We start from the raw sequence: 17,909 nt of genomic DNA on the forward strand, positions 1-17,909 counted from the left end.
TCTAGGATATATTTTTATTGCCTACACCTTCCTTTGTTGCAAATTGTTGCGTCATTGCTCGAATGGATTTTTGACGAATCCATTCCATCGGACCCAATTGAAAATGCTGTAACCAAATAGACGCCATGACCAGTTGTAGGAATGACAAAGTTAGCCAAATGCAAATGACGATCACGCTATTGACATGCCCTCCTAAGCCAAGGCCCCAACCATAAAAAATAAATGATGCAAGTATGTTTTGAAGGACATAACAGCTTAAAGACATTTTACCGACTTGTGCAAAACGTTGCCAAAGCCAATTGAACCTCTTATATTCTACCAGTTTCCCTAAAATTCCAATATAGCCAATCGAAAGAATAGGGGCACATAAATAGCGAACAGGAAAATCAAAAAGTCCACCTGGTATAAAGATAAGTAGATTGAGGGGAATGCCAATGTATATACCAATCGTAAACAGCTTTTGGCGTATTTGCCGTCCTCTGTCTGTTTGTGAAAATACATCGTTGCGCATAAGCTTCACACCAAGTAAAAATAAAAAGATATTCATAGGGATAATGAAAATAGCCTCTGATCGATAGAATAAAAAATTTGTCAGACGATGCTGTACTTGTGTTAGCCATGAGCCGTTTTCATACAATGTGGCAATGCTCTCCATCCCATTGAAGGAAACACCAACACCTTGTAACGTACTGATAAAAATAAGGAGGATCAGTAGGACATGAAAGCTGCCAAAAAGATAGAAAGCCCAGGTCATGGCTTTGTTACTTAATCGGATGAGAAAGGCAACGATGAAGGCTGTAGCAGCATAGCTCATTAAAATATCGTATTCCATGACAAGGGTATAATGAAGCAGTCCCTCTAGCCCTAAAAAGACGATTGTCCAAAGGTAGACCCCAGGCCAAGCATTGCCTCTGCGTAAGGCTTGCTGATATTTTAATTGTAAACCTACCCCAAACATAATCGTTAACAAGCCCAGTAGCTTACCGTTGACGAAAAATAAGACTACCATTCGTAAAAAATCCTGGAAGGACCACCAACCAGAGTAGTTGCTTGTTGTGATATACGATAAATCACCTAAATAAGCAAAAATCCAAATATTGGTGCCGAGCGTTCCTAAAACGGCGAAGCCTCTTAACATATCGATAAAGGGAAGTCTTTGTTGCATTTGCATATGTTCAATCACTCTTTCTGTATTTTCTTACCTTCAGGATAAGAAAATACGAAGAAAAAACCTATTCACACCAGTCAAAGGAATTTTATGACAGGTGTCATAAAGTGATTGGGACCACATAAAAAACCAGCAACGCTTTGGGTGCTGGTTCGTTTATTTCGTACAAGTATAGATGCGATAGTCTAAAAATGGCTGATATTTTTCGTTCATGGCAAGATGCTGATCCATGACCTCATAAAACTCGGATTCAATCGCTGCGGAAACATCAAATTCAGGCTTGGAGGAGATGGATTGATTTTTTTGTATGCGAATATCGTGAAAACCAGCCTGTTGCAGTAGCTTTACCCAATCCTTTTTCATCAGGAGGGACTTGAATCCGTAAAATTGTTGGATGTCGTCTGCTAGCTCAGGGGGGAGAGTTGTAGGTTTGGTGAATTCAATAGCAATGAAGCGTCCACTTTTCTTCAATAAACGATAAATTTCTTGCAAAGCCTGTTGCTGATTTACAAAGGCTAGTACTGATTCAGCTAGAATCAAGTCAAATGATTCATTTGGTAACGAAGTTTTTTCAATTGAGCCTTGCAATAGACGGACGGGTAAACGCGCTTTTTGCATTCGTTTCTGCGCCTTTTTGATCATGACGGGGTGAATATCGATGCCTGTGACACTAGCTTGATAGGCAGTCGCCAAATAAGCAGCCGTTTGTCCTGTACCACACCCTACATCTAAAATATCGGCGCCTGGCGTAATATTCTCTGTTGAAAAGAGAGCCTTTGATAGATTAATTCCTCCTGGATGCGCCCCTCCAATGCCGAATTGAGCTAAAAAGGCAAGATAATGTGAGCCTTGAATGCGTATCACCTTCTTTTTTCTTATAGTATGACAGGGAAACTAGTCTTGTTCCCTCAAACATCTTGAGTGGGCAAGAGAATATTTTTACAGCCTTCTTCAAAAGTCTATTTCACTACTAAAATTCCCACATATACTAGTTAGAAGCTTTCAGACAGGAGGTGTATAAATGCCATATTTTCAGCCGAATGCTAGAAGGGGTCCCTATCCGCCAAGCAATAGACAATATTTTGGCCCACCTTTTCGAGGTAGAATGGTGCAACCTTACTATTCTCCCTATCAACAACAACAAGGATCCAGATTAGGCAGTTTGCCAGATCATTTAAATACGATTATGGGGCATGCTGGGACGATTACAAATGGAGTCAATATGTTGAGGCAGATGGGATCGTTACTAAGTTTATTTAGATAAAGCTAGAAACCCTCTTAAGAAAATATCTTAAGAGGGTTCATGTTCGTGCTTAATCGGCTTGGACAAGTTGTTTTTCAATAATCGAGCGATTCTTTTCTTTAAATAGCTCATTATGAGACGATACCATGCCATGACGATAGGCTGTTGGCTCCAAATACGTTTTAATGGAGTTGACCGCATTGGCTGCATCTTGGAATGTTCCTAGTAGCAAGTGGATTTTTCCTTCAAATGATAAAATATCACCAGCCGCAAAAATACCTGGCTGTGCCGTTTCACCTGTTGCTTTCCCTTCAAAATAATAATCATCCTTTTTGGGAATAGCAATGGCTTCATCAAATGCGAGAGATGCCTCACGGTTATAGCCATGACTAACGATCACCTCATCGATTTGACGGGTATAACTTTGCTGCGTTTTCGTATTTTCACATGTTACTAATTGAATAGCCGTTTTATCAGCATTCGCTGACAGCTTTGTAATCGTCGTATTGCACTCTATATTTACTCCCGCATCAAGTGCTTCCTGTACCGTTGCTTCATGCGCTGATAAATGCTCTTTACGGTAAACTAGGGTCACGCTTTTAGCAATTGGGCTTAACTCAACAGCCCAATCGATGGCTGCATTACCACCACCAGAAATCATAATATCTTTGTCGACAAAACGTTTATAGGATTGAACGGTATAATGTAAATTTGACATTTCATATTTTTCAGCGCCCTCAAGCGTCAGTTTTTGAGGGTTAATAATACCACCACCTACAGCTAGCAGCACCGTTTTAGAATAATGCTTTTCACCAGCTGCTGTATGGATAATAAAAACATCATTCTGGCGTTCAATCAAATCTACTTTTGTATCTGTCAAAATGGTAGGATCGAATGTTTTGGCTTGCTCGATTAATTGTTTGACAAATTGCTCGCCTAAAACAGGAGGATGTCCGCCAATATCCCAAATCAGCTTTTCAGGATAAAGTAATACTTTTCCGCCAAGCTGTGATTGACTCTCAATCAATTTTGTTTTTAATCCACGCAGACCGCTGTAGAAGGCACTATATAAGCCAGCAGGGCCGCCACCAATAATTGTCACATCATATACATGTTGCATTTTTATTGCCACATCCTTAAAAAATAGTAAAAAGTAATTGACAAATTCTTATCAGAAACTAGACTGAATCTAGTGATAATGATTATCATTTTAAGCTGTGAATAGCATAGCATGGAAAGATGTAAAAAGAAAGAGAGGCTCCGATTTGCAGGATGCGCTAGTGACTGCTGCTGTCTCTATAACAGATGGTGTAGCCTTGTTGGTTCATATTGCCACTTTTCAGTGGAGCGAGCTTGCTGAAATGGTTATGTCGGCACACTTCTTGTATTTATTGAATGACTAGAAAAGTATTAGCAAATGTTAGTTGCTGCTCGAAAGAACAGACTTTTGATCTAATAAAAACTGTGAAAAATTAATTTTACAACATCGACCTTTCAAGTTTTTGAGAACCTCATTTGTTGTGGTTCTTTTTTTATATAATCAGGGCAGGAGGTGAATACATGATTCTATTAGCACGGCAACCATCAGATTCGCAGAAAATACTGGAGGCGATGCTACAAAGATTGCCTCAGACACACAAGGAATACGCGTATGTACGAGAGCGTTTAGGACGTGTCAAAGCAGGGCTCGCTGGTGAACAGCGTGTCGATGCAGAATGGCTTGAGCTGGACTTACCAACCCCCCATTATTTTCTCCATGATTTTCAAACAATGAATGACTTCGGTTCAACACATCAAATGGACACCATCTTTCTCTGTCCCCATTTTTTACTGATCCTAGAAATCAAAAATATAACAGGCATTCTCTCATATGATGCTTCATACGCTCAACTAACACGCACGACCATAGAGGGTACGGTCGAAGGGATGGTTGATCCATTTCTTCAACTGGAGCGGCATGTGGCCTGGATGAAAAAATTATTACAGCGTGAACGTTTTCATTTACCAATTGTGCATGCAGTTGTACTGGCAACGAGAAATGGAATTTTAACAAAGGGGTTTGAGGGGCAGCCTATATTTCATGTGACGGGGCTGCGTTCTTGTATCCAAAGATGGACAGAGATGTATCAACCCGTAAAGGCAGAAACCCTCTTACCCTTTGCGACACGTTTATTGTCGATGCACACAAGGTTAAAAAAAGAGATGACTGTGCCTTTTAAGGAAATGATGAAAGGCGTAGTATGTCCTCATTGTGGGAATGGACAGCGATTACAGTATCACTATAGAAAATGGACTTGCCCTCGCTGTGGATTGGTGGATCACAATGCATTAAATCGAACATTGGAGGACTACCGATTACTAGTCGGACCACAGCTGACCAATCGAAGCTTTCGTGAATTCTTCGCCATTGAATCCCCAAACCTAGCGTACAAATTGTTGCAGCAACTACCTTTGAAAGCGGAGGGTGAAAAAAAGCATAGGAAGTACTGGATTATAGATTAAGGATTTAAAAGCCCAGCAACCATTCAAGCGGTCTGACTGTGTTGCTTTGTGGATAGAACGCGCGAAGTGATGGATAGAGTGGAGAAAGAGGAGGATACGCGTGAAATTGGTGGATAGGAAAAGAAAAGTGTTGGATAAATTTGAGAAAGTAGTGGATAGAACGCGCAGAGTGGTGGATAGAGCGGAGAAAGTAGAGGATACGCATGAAATTGGTGGATAGGAAAAGAAAAGTGTTGGATAGAACAGAGAAAGTAGCGGATAGAACGCGCAGAGTGGTGGATAGAGCGAAGAAAGAGGAGGATACGCATGAAATTGGTGGATAGAACAGAGAAAGTAGCGGATAGAACGCGTAGAGTGATGGATAGAGCGAAGAAAGAGGAGGATACGCATGAAATTGGTGGATAGGAAAAGAAAAGTGTTGGATAAATTAGAGAAAGTAGCGGATAGAACGCACGAAGTGATGGATAGAGTGGAGAAAGAGGAGGATATGCGTGAAGTTTTTGCATAGAACAAAGAAGCGTATACGCTTGCTTCAATTGGACAGGATAGAACTCACAAAAAGAGCGCTATAACCTGTCTTGCTGAGCAAGGGTTCGCTTATTTCCTACTAGACAAATGGATTTTTTAAGTATATAGTTAGCTAGGCTAACTAATTTAAAAGGAAGTGATAGTGTGACAATTGAACAGGAATTTTTTAATCAGTACCGCTTAATGTATAGGCCATTTATTAATCAGCTGAATGTGCAGCTTGAACCTTATCAGTTATATAGCTCGCAGTGGGCAGTGCTTCGTTTCTTGAAGGATAAGGGTCCACATTCTTTTGTAGATATCGCTAACTTCATGTCTATAGAGAAGCCAAGTGTCACGAAGCTTGTACATAAATTGGTGGAGCTAGGCTATGTGGAAACGATGACGGGCAAGGATAAGCGTGAAAAACTGGTACATCTATCAAAGCATGGGGAAGAGCTTGTGCTGGAAATAAAGTCGCATCTAAATCCGTTTTTTGTGCAGGCATTGGCAGGTGTGCCGAAGCAAGATATTGACATTGCGACACAGGTTTTAGCAAGAATTTGTATGAATATCAATTAGTAGGAGAGAGTAACGTGGAAGCAACTAGAAAGAAACTATGGACAAAGGATTTTTTAATTGTCTCACTTATTAATTTTACCATTACGTTAATCTTTTATTTATTAATGGTGACCATCGCGGCTTATGCTGTGGAGCATTTTAATGCTTCTACAAGTACAGCGGGGCTGGTATCGAGTATTTTTATTATTGGAACATTGTTAGGGCGGCTTGGTACAGGGCGTATTATTGGTGATTGGGGTAGCAAAAAAACATTGTTTTGTGGCTTGCTGTTATTTATGTTATCCACGATGTCTTATTTTGTAGCAGGCAATTTACCGCTGCTTATGGTTAATCGTTTAATACAAGGGATTGCTCTTGGAATTGCTAGTACAGCAACGGGAACCATTATTGCACAAATTCTACCGCCGGAACGACGTGGCGAAGGGATTGGTTATTATAGCTTAAGTGCGATTTTAGCGACAGCTATTGGTCCATTCATTGGCATTTTATTAACACAATTATTTGAGGATTATCGCATGATCTTTGCAGTCGATTCGGTTTTAGCTATTATTTGCTTTTTTATGTACTTCATAGTGACCGTACCAGATGCACCGAAAAAAGCGACGGATACAGCTGTGAAGGCAGGCTTTAAGGTGACAAACTTTATTGAAATGCGTGCGGTGCCGATTGCCTTTGTGGCACTTGTTATTGGCTTTGCCTACTCAGGTGTCATGTCCTTTATGACGTTTTATGCAAAAGAGCTACATTTAGTATCAGCAGGAAGCTATTTCTTTATTATTTATGCCATTGTCATTTTGGCTACCCGCCCATTTACAGGGAAATTATTAGATACGCGAGGGGCTAATATTATTATCTATCCTTGCTTAGTGCTTTTTGCAATTGGCATGTATGCCTTTAGTTCAGCGACAACAACGATCGCCTTTTTAATCGCTGCTGCCTGTATCGGGGTTGGCTATGGAAACTTCAACTCCGTTGCGCAGGCGATTGCTATTAAAGTGACACCGAATGAGCGTTTAGGACTTGCGACATCCACGTATTTTATATTTTATGATTTAGGTTTAGGTGTTGGGCCTTATTTCTTAGGGTTATTTGTTCCTTCTATGGGCTACAGTGCGATCTTCTTTGCTATGGTCTTTGTCATTTTTGTATCGATTGTGCTTTATTATTTCTTACATGGAAAACATGAAAATTTGAAACAAGCAAAAATCTTGTAGATTAGAATCATTATATTGTAGAAAAAACGTTATTTTTCTAGTTGTGTATACAGATCAACTGAAAAATGACGTTTTTTTCTATTTCAAAAAATAGTTGTTGCAATAGATGATGATAATCATTATCATCACAAATATAAAACTAATTCGGAAGTAGGTACTAAGTATGAAAAACAGATCATTTTTGTCGGTATTAGTAGCAGGGGGCATTTTAATGGCTGGCTGTGGCAATACAGAAGAAGCTAAAAAAGAGGATAAGCCGGCAACAGAACAGGCAGAGCAAGCGACACAAGAGGTGGATTTATCTGCTGAACTATCAGCCTATCAGCAATTTGCTTTAGAGCAAATGGATCAATTTTTACTGGACACAGAAAAATTCGTGAATTTATTCAAGGCGGGCGATATTGAAGGCGCTAAAGCAGCGTATGCGCCAGCACGTATGTATTTTGAGCGCTCAGAGCCAATCGCAGAAAGCTTTGGTGATCTTGACCCTCGCATTGATGGACGTTTAGCGGATATTCAAGAAGAAGGAAAAGGCGAGGAAGAATGGTCAGGCTATCATAAGCTTGAGTATGCATTATGGGAAGAAAATACAACTAAAGGTTATGAGGCTGTAGCAGATCAACTGCTTGCGGATGCGAAGGAATTACATGCACTAGTGCAAACGGTGGAAGTGACACCTGATTTAATGATTACTGGTGCGGTAGATTTATTAAATGAAGTTTCAACATCTAAAATTACTGGTGAGGAAGAAATTTACTCACATACAGACCTGTATGATTTTAAAGCGAATATTGAAGGCGCAGAAAAAATCTTTGAAATTTTACGTTCAAAATTAGAAGCGAAAGATTCAACACTAGTGTCAACACTTGATGAAAAATTTAAAGCGGTGGACGATTTATTAGCGCAGCATGCAACGGCTGATGGTGGTTATGTATCCTATGAGGAATTAACGGAAGACAATACGAAAGCACTTGCGGCAGCGGTGAATCAGCTTGGTGAACCATTAAGTCAAATGGGGATCATTTTGGAGTGAAAAAAATGACAACGTCCAATGAAGAAAAATTGATTAATAAAAAAATTTCTAGACGTGATATGTTGAAGCTGACAAGCATCGGTGTGGCAGGTGTTGCCATCGGTGCCTCCGGTTTGGGTGGTGTCATGAAAGCGATGGGCTATGATGTTTTTGAGACAGCAGCAGATAGCACGACGGCTAGCAATAAGATCAATTTCTATGGCGAGCACCAGTCGGGTATCGTGACACCTGTTCAAACGAATATTTATTTTGCTTCTTTAGATGTGTTAGTGACATCGAAGAAGGAACTACAAGAGTTGTTCCAGCAATGGACACCTCTTGTTGTGCGTTTAATGAATGGTGAATTAATGGTCGATGTTTCGACGAATACGAGAGTACCAACAGGTGATACAGGAGAGGCAGAGGGCTTAGATGCAGCCAATTTATCGATTACTATCGGTGTAGGTCCTTCACTATTCGATAAACTGGGAATGCAGCATGTAAAACCAGCGGAGCTAAAGGATTTACCACATTTCCCTAAAGATCAGCTACAGAAGGAATATACAGGTGGTGATCTGTGTATTCAAGCCTGTGCAGATGATCCACAGGTGGCATTCCATGCAGTGCGCAATTTAGTACGAGCTGCTTCTGGTAAAGTAGAGATTAAATGGTCACAGGCTGGCTTTAACTCGTTTCCAGCTGGTGGAGGGACACCTCGAAATCTCTTTGCCTTCAAGGATGGTACGGTGAATCCAGCCATTACGGATGAAAAAGACTTAAATAAGATTGTGTGGGTGGATAAAGGCTGGCTAAAGGGCGGCTCTTATTTAATCGCACGAAAAGTTCAAATGCATCTTGAAACATGGGATCGCACATCATTGAAAGATCAAGAGGCTACATTTGGTCGTTATCGTGACAGTGGTGCACCATTTGGCAAAACAAAGGAATTTGATGATTTTGATGTAGAGGCAAAGGATGACAAGGGCAATTATATTATGCCTGATACGTCACATGTTCATTTAGCACGTAAATCGGGTGCACGTGTTTTACGACGTTCTTACTCGTATGCATCGGGTGTCATGTCGAATACAGGAACCCATGATGCAGGGCTAATCTTTATTTCTTTTCAAAAAGACCCAGCCCAATTTACAACAATCCAAAATAGCTTAGGGCGTATGGATAAAATGAATGAATACATTACCCATCGAGGCAGTGCCGTGTTTGCTTGCTTCCCTGGTGTACAAAAGGGGAGTTATTTAGGTGAAGCACTTTTTAACGCGCTGTAGTATTATCATTGCCTTAATCCTAACTTTAGCTCTACCTGTGCAGGCAGCGCAATCTTATAGCCATTTATATATTGCGATTAGTGATGCACTGATGAATACGAAGCAGGATAAAGAGACGGAGGCCAAGCAGGCGCTCGAACAATTTGCTGCGGACTGGGCTAAAGTTTCTTCAGAGCAGAAAGATGCCAAAGCAAAGGTCGATGAAATGCTTGCGCAGGCTACTGAAGCAACATCCAAAGACGAGCGTTTAGAGGCGTTGTCGGCACTGTCGAATGCATTACGTGCCCTAGAAAAACTTGAAAATCCAGTGGACGAAGTGGCACAGCGAGCAGAGTTTGGGCAAAAGTTTAAGCCAATCATGGCAGACTTCGAAAAAGCTTTAGCCAGTGGGGACATTCAGTCTATTGATGAAGCCTACAAAGATTTTAATAGCAAATGGAATAAAAATGAGCGCCCTGTGCGTGAGCAAAGCATTGCGATGTATGGGCAAATCGAAACACAAATGGCGTTTCTACGTATCGCCATTTCGGCAGAGGAGCCAGATATAGCCCTTATGCAATCTCAATTTGAGGATTTGCAGCAAACGATTGAGGATTTTGTGGCTGGTAACGAAACAGCTGAAGTGGTTGAAGGGGACTATTCGTTAGCGACATTGATTGCTTATATCGATGAGGCAAAGGACTTTGTTGATGCTGGTGATTATCAGGCGGCTTCTGATAAAATACGTGAGTTTATTACCATTTGGCCAAGTGTAGAGATTGAAATTTCCACACGTAATGGCAGTCTTTATACGAAAATCGAAAGTGATATGCCGATTATCGCAAGTGATTTATTAAAATCCAACGTCGATCAGCAAGCAATCACAAAAAAATTAGATACTTTCCGTACTGAAATCGAACTGATTCAAGGGGATTCAGATTATACAATTTGGGATGCTGCATTAATTTTGCTGCGTGAGGGACTAGAGGCGTTACTGATTATTTTAGCCTTAGTATCATTCCTCAATAAATCAGGACAGAATAAGATGCGCAAATGGATTTATGTTGGAGCGTTTGTCGGCGTTCTATTATCAGCCATTGCTGCCATCCTCATGTCCACGATTTTGAATTCAGCAACAATTGATACGAATCGAGAATTAATGGAAGGTTATGTTGGGCTAGTTGCAGCAGCGATGATGATCGGTGTTGGTATTTGGCTGCATAGTAAATCAAGTGTAGTCAGTTGGAATCGCTATATTTCGAAACAAATGGGCAATGCCATTTCTAGTGGTTCTATTTTTGCGATGGCTGCCATTAGTTTCTTATCGGTCTTCCGTGAAGGAGCCGAAACACTAGTCTTTTACGCGGGTATTGCACCGAAAATGGAGACTTCGCAATTTATTCTTGGGATTGTTGTAGCACTGCTTATACTTGCTGTACTGGCTATTGTATTATTTAAAGCAAGTGGCAAAATTCCCATTCATAAATTTTTTGCTGTCGCAACGGTGCTTATTTATGTATTAGCCTTTAAAATTATTGGTGTCAGTCTGCATACATTGCAGCTCACGGATAATCTGTCCACGACGATTGTTGATGGCTTACCTGTCATTAGCCTGATTGGCTTCTATCCAACAGCGGAAACCATCATTGGGCAGGCAATCTTACTTGTGTTAGTGGCAGCTACTATAATCTATAAAAAGAAACGAGCCTAACGATAAAGGGTAGATGAGCGTACGTAAACCGCCATCTACCTTTTTGATTGCCAATGGGCAGGTCGTTTCAGATAGGAAGGTAATTTAGTAGAGCGGTCACCTTGTGCGGCGTTTATTTGCATTTGTGTTAAAAACAGACTTGTCGAAAGGTCAGCCCCACGTAAATTGGCATCACGTAAATCAGCCCCGATGAAATCTACTGCTTGTAAATTAGCATCTTGAAGATTGGCTGCGATTAAATAGCTACCCCTTAGATCAGTCGCTCGTAAATCCTTGCCTTTTAAATTTTTGCCCATCCAATCCGCTCCACGCTGATTCAAATGTCGAGTGATTTTGCCTTTCAGCCTCTGTTGACGAATTTGTTCGCTTGTTTGTAGTAATAGCGCATTGACAGGCATACGAATAGCCATCATATCGAGTGCTAATAAGGCATTGGCATCAAGTGATTTTGCTTGTTGTAGCTGCTCCAATTGCGTTAGAAGCTGCTCATCAAGCGTGCTGTTCACCTGATAGGATAAGGCCTCAGCTACATAAGCAAGCATTTCGTAAAGCTGTTCCATGATTGGGAAAACCCGAAACATCTTGTCAGCATGCTCACGGGATTGTCGCCAATCTTGTCCATGAAACGTGACCTGTGACACTTGCTGCCCAGCACCCAAACAATCATAAACCGTACAGCCTTTAAAGCCTGTGTCTCGTAGCTTGCTATGGATATGACAGCTATAGTCATCCTGTAAATTAGGGCATGGTGAGCCAGCTGGTTTATTGATGGCAAAGTCACTGGAAGCAACGATATTTAAAGCGGTACAGCACAAGCCGAAACAGCTTTGGCAATCCGCCTGTAAGCTTTCACGGATTTTTTTGCCAACAGAGGTAGCTCTTTTTGTCTGATGTGACATCCTCATTGTCCTCTCTTACCTCATTCATATAGTTAATAGTTTATTATTAAAGACAGGCTAGCAGTTAAAATAAGGATAAAACTGTATTTTGAAAGATCGTAGGGGATATGGTATTCTTCTTCAAAAGAGTTGTGAAGAAAAGTGGTGGTGAAGCATGGGGTAACGGTCAATGAATTATTACAATTGCCATCCTTTCGGGGGGCAGAGGTGCTAACAGGTCGAAATAATTTACATCGTACGGTATCTTCCTTATCTGTATTAGAGGTATCCAATGTTGATTTTTATTCTAAAATTATTAATCGTGTGCAAGAGGAATGGTATGCAGAAGAGATTGTCATTAGCTCTTTTTACTCCATACGAGATAGTGTGGAGCAGCAATGCGAAACGATTCAGCATTTACATGATTTAGGAGAGCTTGGTCTTATTTTATATTATGTCGGTATTGTCTTGCCCGATATTCCAAAGGAAGTGCTTGACTTAGCGGAGGCGCAAGGATTTATTATCATTTGTATGCCAAGAAATGATTATTCACTGCGTTATAACGAGGTAATTTATGAGGTAATGGAGGCAATTGTTAGCAATCAAGGTGTGAATGATCATTTTGTGAAAGAAACGTTGGAAAAGGTATCCTTACTGCCAGAGCATTTAAGAAGTGTTGAAATTACGCTGAAAATGCTCTCAGATCGTTTGAAAGCCAATATTGTGCTCACAAATAATCATTTTGATATTGTGAATCAAGTGATGTGGCCACGAAATTCATCATTAGATGTAGCGAACGTTATTGAAGAATGCTCGCAGGCCAACTTCCAGCACGAAACAGGAAAGCTAGAGCTAGAAAGAAGTGATGTCTCCTGTGTCGTTGACTATAAAAGAGTGCATCAGAAAAATGGCGAGCCCCTCTTTTTATTCTTAATTAAAGAAAATACAAAACTGCCTGCCAAAACGATTGAAAAAGTAAGTGAGGTTGTGCAAGTAGCCATTAATTTATGGGGGGACAAGCATGATGAGGTAAGTGAGTATGCCTTAGTGAAAGCCATTATTAATGATGAAAGTGAAAAAATGAGAAGATTAGCGAATCTCCTTCATATAGATGTTTCCGCCATTCAAATGATGTGGCTCGTCTACATGCATGATTTAGCGGACGAAAAAAGAATTCGCGATGAATTAGAAGAGCAGCTGTCCAAGTATTACCAAACAAGAGTGATACAATGCATTGATCATTGTATAATTGTGTTACTAGGGAATTGTTTGTATAAACATCATGAATTTGAAATTGCCACTGAATTTAACGATACTACAAGCTATACTGCTCAAATAGCGGAAATTGTTTATGCGCCCAAAATGAGAAATACAAAGTCTGTTCGTCAAATGTATCAATTGGTCAATCAGGTGGGGGACAAGGCCCATACCATTTATCCAATGCAAAAGCTGTTTACGGCAGCGGAAGTACGCTCCATGAAAAGGGCGATGGATGTCAGTATACAGGGAGAAGAAATGATTGAAGAGTATTTGTCTGTCATTGAACCTATCTTGCGCGATCATGATTCCTTACAGACCTTAATTACCTTTTTATTAGACGCAAATGCTAGTGTGGAGCGCTGTGCAGAGCTACTTTATATTCATAAAAATACAGTGAAATATCGCATTAAAAAAATTAGTGAGCTGATTGGCACAGATGTCACAGTATACGCAGAATTTTACGATGTGTATATGGCTTGTATGCTGTATCGATTAATTAATGATTGATTAGAATAATCTGAAATTTTGTCATTTTGAACAAAATTTCAGATTATTTTTTTCATTTACGCAAAAGACGTGAAACCACCCTTTCTTTTATAATGAAGAACATTAACCAATCAAGCAATAACAAGGAGGGAGTCATATGCAAAACGAAAACAAAGGTCAATCATGGTATAGCTTAGGCATTATTTGGGCGGGTGCCATGATTTGTATTCCCAGTTTATTAGTAGGTAACGCACTCATAACAAATATGAGTCTATCAAAGGCACTTGCTGTCGCTTTTGTAGGCTACGCGATTGTCGTATTCATTATGATTTTACAAGGAATGCAAAGCAGTGATTTAGGAAAACCAACTGTTCATGTGGCAGGGCAAGTGTTTGGTAAAAAAGGCTCTCGTACTATTTTGTCCATTATTTTAGCCATTGCTTGCTTAGGCTGGTTTGGTATTCAGGCCAATGTTTGTGGCGTTGCCTTAGCGAATTTACTAGCAATCTATCATTTGAATATACCTATTCCGCTTGCTTCATTGATAAGTGGTATGGTGATGGTCGTATCCGCTCTTTATGGAATGAAAGTGTTACGTGTATTAAGCTATATCGCCGTACCATTACTTGTCATCATTTGCCTTTACGGTTTAGGGCAAACATTAACGGGCGATCAGCTACAGCTTATTCGAGACTATCAGCCACAGGGGAATATGAACTTTATGGATGGTTTAGCTGTAACGATTGGATCTTTTGCTTTAGGGGCTGTCATAGCGGGAGATTATTCGCAATTTTCCAAAAAACGTTCAGATGTAGTCAAGGCCGCTGCATTGGGCATTATTCCAGCTGGTGTACTAATGATTGCAGTAGGAGCCATCTTAACGATTGCCTATCAAACAAGTGATATTACAGCTGTCTTTCTGCATATCGCAACACCGTTTATTGGCGGGGTTGGCTTGATTTTAGCGACATGGAAAACGAATTTAGTCAATGCCATTTCTGGCGGTATCGCTTTAATTAATGTATTCGATGTTGCCAAAAACAAAGAGCGCTTAGCGATTGGAGTTGCAGGAACAATTGGCACAATTTTAGCGGTAGTTGGGATATTAAATTATTTTACACCTATTATGTCGATCTTATCAGCCATGATTCCACCTGTTGCAGGGGTGATGATTGCCTCCTATTGGGTCATTCATAAAGGCAAAGCAGATAGCTGGCATGAGGTGGAAGGGGTCAATCGATTAGGCGTATTTTCTTGGTTAGTAGGGGCTATGATTGCCTGTATGCCAGTGGTATTCTCTTTATTCCCTGAGTTGCCATCACTGCCAAATCAACCGATGATTGGCATTATTATTTCATTCGTTATTTATTATATTGGGTATCGTCTATCCATACAAAAAACGGTCATACTGGAGGAACATAGATGAGATATTTAGATCAAGCAGCTATTGAACATATTGCCATTGGTGCAGCATTTCTAGGAACAGGTGGAGGCGGAGATCCATACATTGGGAAACTTATGGCGCTTTCTGCCATCGAAAAAAATGGGCCTGTGAAGTTGTATTCGGTGGATGAAATTGGGGATGATGACTTTTTCATTCCAGCAGCGATGATGGGTGCACCTTCCGTGTTAGTAGAAAAATTTCCACGTGGGGATGAATTTGTCAAGGTATTCCAAAAGCTTGCTCAATATTTAGGAAAAGAAAAAATTGCAGGCACTTATCCAATGGAAGCGGGCGGCGTCAATTCGATGATTCCGATTGTAGTAGCTGCACAGCTTGGATTACCGCTGATTGATTGCGACGGGATGGGTCGTGCATTCCCGGAATTACAAATGGTGACCTTTAACCTAGATGGAATTTCGGCAACCCCAATGGCCATCACAGATGAAAAAGGGAATATTGGTATTTTTGAAACGATTGATAATAAATGGACGGAGCGTCTCGCCCGAACTGCAACGGTAGAGATGGGCGCTAGTTCTCTAGTGAGCCTGTATCCTACGACCGGTGCACAAATTAAGAAAAGTGGTGTTCATCATATTGTGACGCTTTCTGAAAAAATCGGTGAAATTATTGCCTCTAAAGATCAAGAGGTGAACGATAAGCTAGAAAATCTTTTAACGCTTGTAGAGGGCTATGAGCTATTCCAAGGAAAAATAGTAGATGTTATTCGTGAAACAAAAGGTGGCTTTAATCTAGGTAAAATGAATCTTGAAGGGATTGATTCCTATAAAAACGATCAAATGAAGGTTCATTTCCAAAATGAAAACTTATTAGCAGAGAAAAACGAGCAGGTTGTTGCGATGACGCCAGACTTAATTTGTTTGGTGGATTATGAAACATTATTGCCTGTTACAACAGAAAGCTTAAAATATGGTAAACGTGTGCGTGTGATTGGCTTACCAGCACATGAAAAGTGGCGTACAGCAAAAGGCATTGAAACAGCAGGACCAAGATACTTTGGCTATGATTATGATTACATGCCAATTGAGGAAATGGTGAAAAAGGAGGTAGCAAAACATGTATAAAATTGGAATTGATGTAGGCGGAACAAATACGGATGCCATCCTTTTAGATCATAATAGTCAACTTATTTACAGTGTGAAATCACCAACAAGCTTAGATATTAAAACGGGTATTGAAAAGTCCTTGCAACAATTACTCAAGGGTGCAAATATTGATAAAGCAAAAATAACACATGCAATGTTAGGGACAACCCAATGTACAAATGCCATTGTTGAACGTAAAAAGCTAGCAAAAGTCGGTGTTATTCGGTTAGGCTATCCAGCAACGGCATCAGTACTTCCTTATACAGCTTGGCCAGCGGATATGATTGATCAATTGTCGGGTCATTATGCGATTGCACATGGTGGCTATGAATACGATGGTCAATTATTAAGTGCTCTTAATCAAGAAGAAATTAAAAAACTATTAGAGGAATGGCACGACCAAGTAGAATCGATTGCAATTGTTGGTGTCTTTTCTTCTATTAAAAACGATCAAGAATTACAGGTTCGTGAATGGATTCAAGAGGTCTATGGCGAGGAATTTCCTATTTCCTGCTCCTCATTAATTGGTTCTGTCGGGCTAATTGAACGTGAAAATGCAACGATCCTCAATGCGGCATTATGTAAGGTCATTGAGACAACAACACAGGGCTTTGTCCAGGCGCTTCAAACGGAAGGTATTTTTAATGTAGACGTTTATTTATGTCAGAATGACGGTACGTTAATGTCCATCGATTATGCAAAACAATTCCCAATTTTAACGATTGCCTGTGGGCCAACAAACAGTATTCGTGGAGCGTCGTATTTATCCCAAATTCAAAATACAATGGTGCTGGACGTTGGGGGAACGACTTCAGATATAGGCGTATTACAGGATGGATTCCCACGAGAATCTTCAGTTGCTGTGGAAGTAGGAGACATTCGGACAAACTTTAGGATGCCAGATATTATTTCAGTTGGTCTTGGCGGTGGTAGTATTGTTCGTGTGAACGGTGACAAAATTACCGTTGGACCAGATAGTGTAGGCTATCAAATTAGTGAGGAGGCACTTGTCTTTGGTGGCTCGACTTTAACAACAACGGATATCGCTGTCCGTCTAGGCTTAGCAGAAGTAGGCGACCCCACTTTAGTCGGACATATAGATGAAGCATTTGCCAAAGCCGTTCAAGAAGAAATTTCTTCCTTACTGGAACAGGCCATTGATAAGATGAAAACCTCCTCAGAAGATGTGTCACTGGTCTTAGTAGGCGGTGGGGGTATTATCGTGCCAGAGCAGATTCGAGGCGTTTCCACTATTGTGAAAAATGAATATGGTGGTGTGGCGAATGCCATCGGTGCCTCTATTGCGCAAATTAGCGGTCAATATGAGCAAATTTATATTTATGCCAAGGAACCTCGCGAGGAATCATTAAAGGATGCCCAAAGTAAAGCGGTAAAACAAGCAGTATTAGCAGGAGCCATTAAAGAGACGATTGAGCTGGTAGAAGTAGAAGAAACACCACTAGCCTATCATCCAGAAAATGCAACAAGATTAAAGGTAAAAGTAGTAGGGAAAATGGTCTAACACATAAAGGAA

The 17,909-nt window shown here is 40.5% G+C and carries 16 protein-coding genes; 12 read left to right on the forward strand and 4 right to left on the reverse strand.

Annotation, left to right across the window (positions count from 1 at the left end):
• Position 1: 1 nt before the first annotated feature.
• Together NST76_RS08870 and NST76_RS08875 are read right to left on the reverse strand one after the other, a co-directional pair.
• The gene (locus tag NST76_RS08870) at positions 2–1,171 is read right to left on the reverse strand and encodes a DUF418 domain-containing protein (RefSeq protein WP_089932455.1); all 1,170 of its coding nucleotides are present in this window, start codon (positions 1,169–1,171) and stop codon (positions 2–4) included.
• A 153-nt stretch (positions 1,172–1,324) separates the two neighbouring features.
• The gene (locus tag NST76_RS08875; protein WP_342545023.1) at positions 1,325–2,032 is read right to left on the reverse strand and encodes a class I SAM-dependent methyltransferase; all 708 of its coding nucleotides are present in this window, start codon (positions 2,030–2,032) and stop codon (positions 1,325–1,327) included.
• Between the two features lie 157 nt (positions 2,033–2,189).
• Between NST76_RS08875 and NST76_RS08880 the strand changes: the two genes are divergently transcribed.
• Entirely contained in the window at positions 2,190–2,432 is a 243-nt protein-coding gene (locus tag NST76_RS08880) for a hypothetical protein (protein ID WP_036117161.1), read from the forward strand.
• Between the two features lie 49 nt (positions 2,433–2,481).
• Here NST76_RS08880 and NST76_RS08885 read toward each other — a convergent pair whose 3' ends face one another.
• On the reverse strand, positions 2,482–3,531 hold the full coding sequence (locus tag NST76_RS08885; protein WP_036117163.1) for an NAD(P)/FAD-dependent oxidoreductase: 1,050 nt from the start codon (positions 3,529–3,531) through the stop codon (positions 2,482–2,484).
• A gap of 145 nt (positions 3,532–3,676) precedes the next feature.
• On the opposite strand from NST76_RS08885, the gene NST76_RS08890 reads away from it, so the two are divergent.
• From NST76_RS08890 to NST76_RS08920, 7 genes are all read left to right on the forward strand, one after another.
• The gene (locus tag NST76_RS08890; protein ID WP_157492985.1) at positions 3,677–3,814 is read left to right on the forward strand and encodes a hypothetical protein; all 138 of its coding nucleotides are present in this window, start codon (positions 3,677–3,679) and stop codon (positions 3,812–3,814) included.
• A gap of 157 nt (positions 3,815–3,971) precedes the next feature.
• Positions 3,972–4,913 (forward strand): NERD domain-containing protein, encoded by a 942-nt coding sequence (locus tag NST76_RS08895; protein WP_089932453.1) that lies wholly within the window; start codon positions 3,972–3,974, stop codon positions 4,911–4,913.
• Positions 4,914–5,585: 672 nt separating this feature from the next.
• Entirely contained in the window at positions 5,586–6,002 is a 417-nt protein-coding gene (locus NST76_RS08900; RefSeq protein WP_036117167.1) for a MarR family transcriptional regulator, read from the forward strand.
• A 14-nt stretch (positions 6,003–6,016) separates the two neighbouring features.
• Positions 6,017–7,216: an MFS transporter gene (locus tag NST76_RS08905; RefSeq protein WP_089932451.1), complete on the forward strand. Its 1,200-nt coding sequence runs from the start codon at positions 6,017–6,019 to the stop codon at positions 7,214–7,216.
• Positions 7,217–7,379: 163 nt separating this feature from the next.
• Positions 7,380–8,249, forward strand: a complete 870-nt coding sequence (gene efeO, locus NST76_RS08910; RefSeq protein ID WP_036117171.1) for an iron uptake system protein EfeO — start codon at positions 7,380–7,382, stop codon at positions 8,247–8,249.
• 5 nt (positions 8,250–8,254) lie between these two features.
• Positions 8,255–9,514, forward strand: a complete 1,260-nt coding sequence (efeB, locus tag NST76_RS08915) for an iron uptake transporter deferrochelatase/peroxidase subunit (protein WP_036117173.1) — start codon at positions 8,255–8,257, stop codon at positions 9,512–9,514.
• Positions 9,489–11,204 (forward strand): FTR1 family protein, encoded by a 1,716-nt coding sequence (locus NST76_RS08920; RefSeq protein ID WP_342545025.1) that lies wholly within the window; start codon positions 9,489–9,491, stop codon positions 11,202–11,204. The genes efeB and NST76_RS08920 overlap by 26 nt, the downstream gene beginning before the upstream one ends.
• 35 nt (positions 11,205–11,239) lie before the next feature.
• Here the strand turns inward: NST76_RS08920 and NST76_RS08925 are convergent, their stop codons facing one another.
• The gene (locus tag NST76_RS08925; RefSeq protein WP_342545026.1) at positions 11,240–12,103 is read right to left on the reverse strand and encodes a pentapeptide repeat-containing protein; all 864 of its coding nucleotides are present in this window, start codon (positions 12,101–12,103) and stop codon (positions 11,240–11,242) included.
• Between the two features lie 141 nt (positions 12,104–12,244).
• On the opposite strand from NST76_RS08925, the gene NST76_RS08930 reads away from it, so the two are divergent.
• From NST76_RS08930 to NST76_RS08945, 4 genes are all read left to right on the forward strand, one after another.
• On the forward strand, positions 12,245–13,849 hold the full coding sequence (locus NST76_RS08930; RefSeq protein ID WP_036117176.1) for a PucR family transcriptional regulator: 1,605 nt from the start codon (positions 12,245–12,247) through the stop codon (positions 13,847–13,849).
• Between the two features lie 136 nt (positions 13,850–13,985).
• Positions 13,986–15,254: a cytosine permease gene (locus tag NST76_RS08935; RefSeq protein ID WP_058843740.1), complete on the forward strand. Its 1,269-nt coding sequence runs from the start codon at positions 13,986–13,988 to the stop codon at positions 15,252–15,254.
• Positions 15,251–16,354: a DUF917 domain-containing protein gene (locus NST76_RS08940; protein WP_058843739.1), complete on the forward strand. Its 1,104-nt coding sequence runs from the start codon at positions 15,251–15,253 to the stop codon at positions 16,352–16,354. Before NST76_RS08935 ends, NST76_RS08940 begins: the two co-directional genes overlap by 4 nt.
• Positions 16,347–17,897, forward strand: a complete 1,551-nt coding sequence (locus tag NST76_RS08945; RefSeq protein WP_342545028.1) for a hydantoinase/oxoprolinase family protein — start codon at positions 16,347–16,349, stop codon at positions 17,895–17,897. Before NST76_RS08940 ends, NST76_RS08945 begins: the two co-directional genes overlap by 8 nt.
• The last annotated feature ends 12 nt before the right edge of the window (positions 17,898–17,909 follow it).

Origin of the sequence: Lysinibacillus sp. FSL W7-1291 (genome assembly GCF_038593415.1) — a bacterium.
GTDB lineage: Bacteria > Bacillota > Bacilli > Bacillales_A > Planococcaceae > Lysinibacillus > Lysinibacillus fusiformis_D.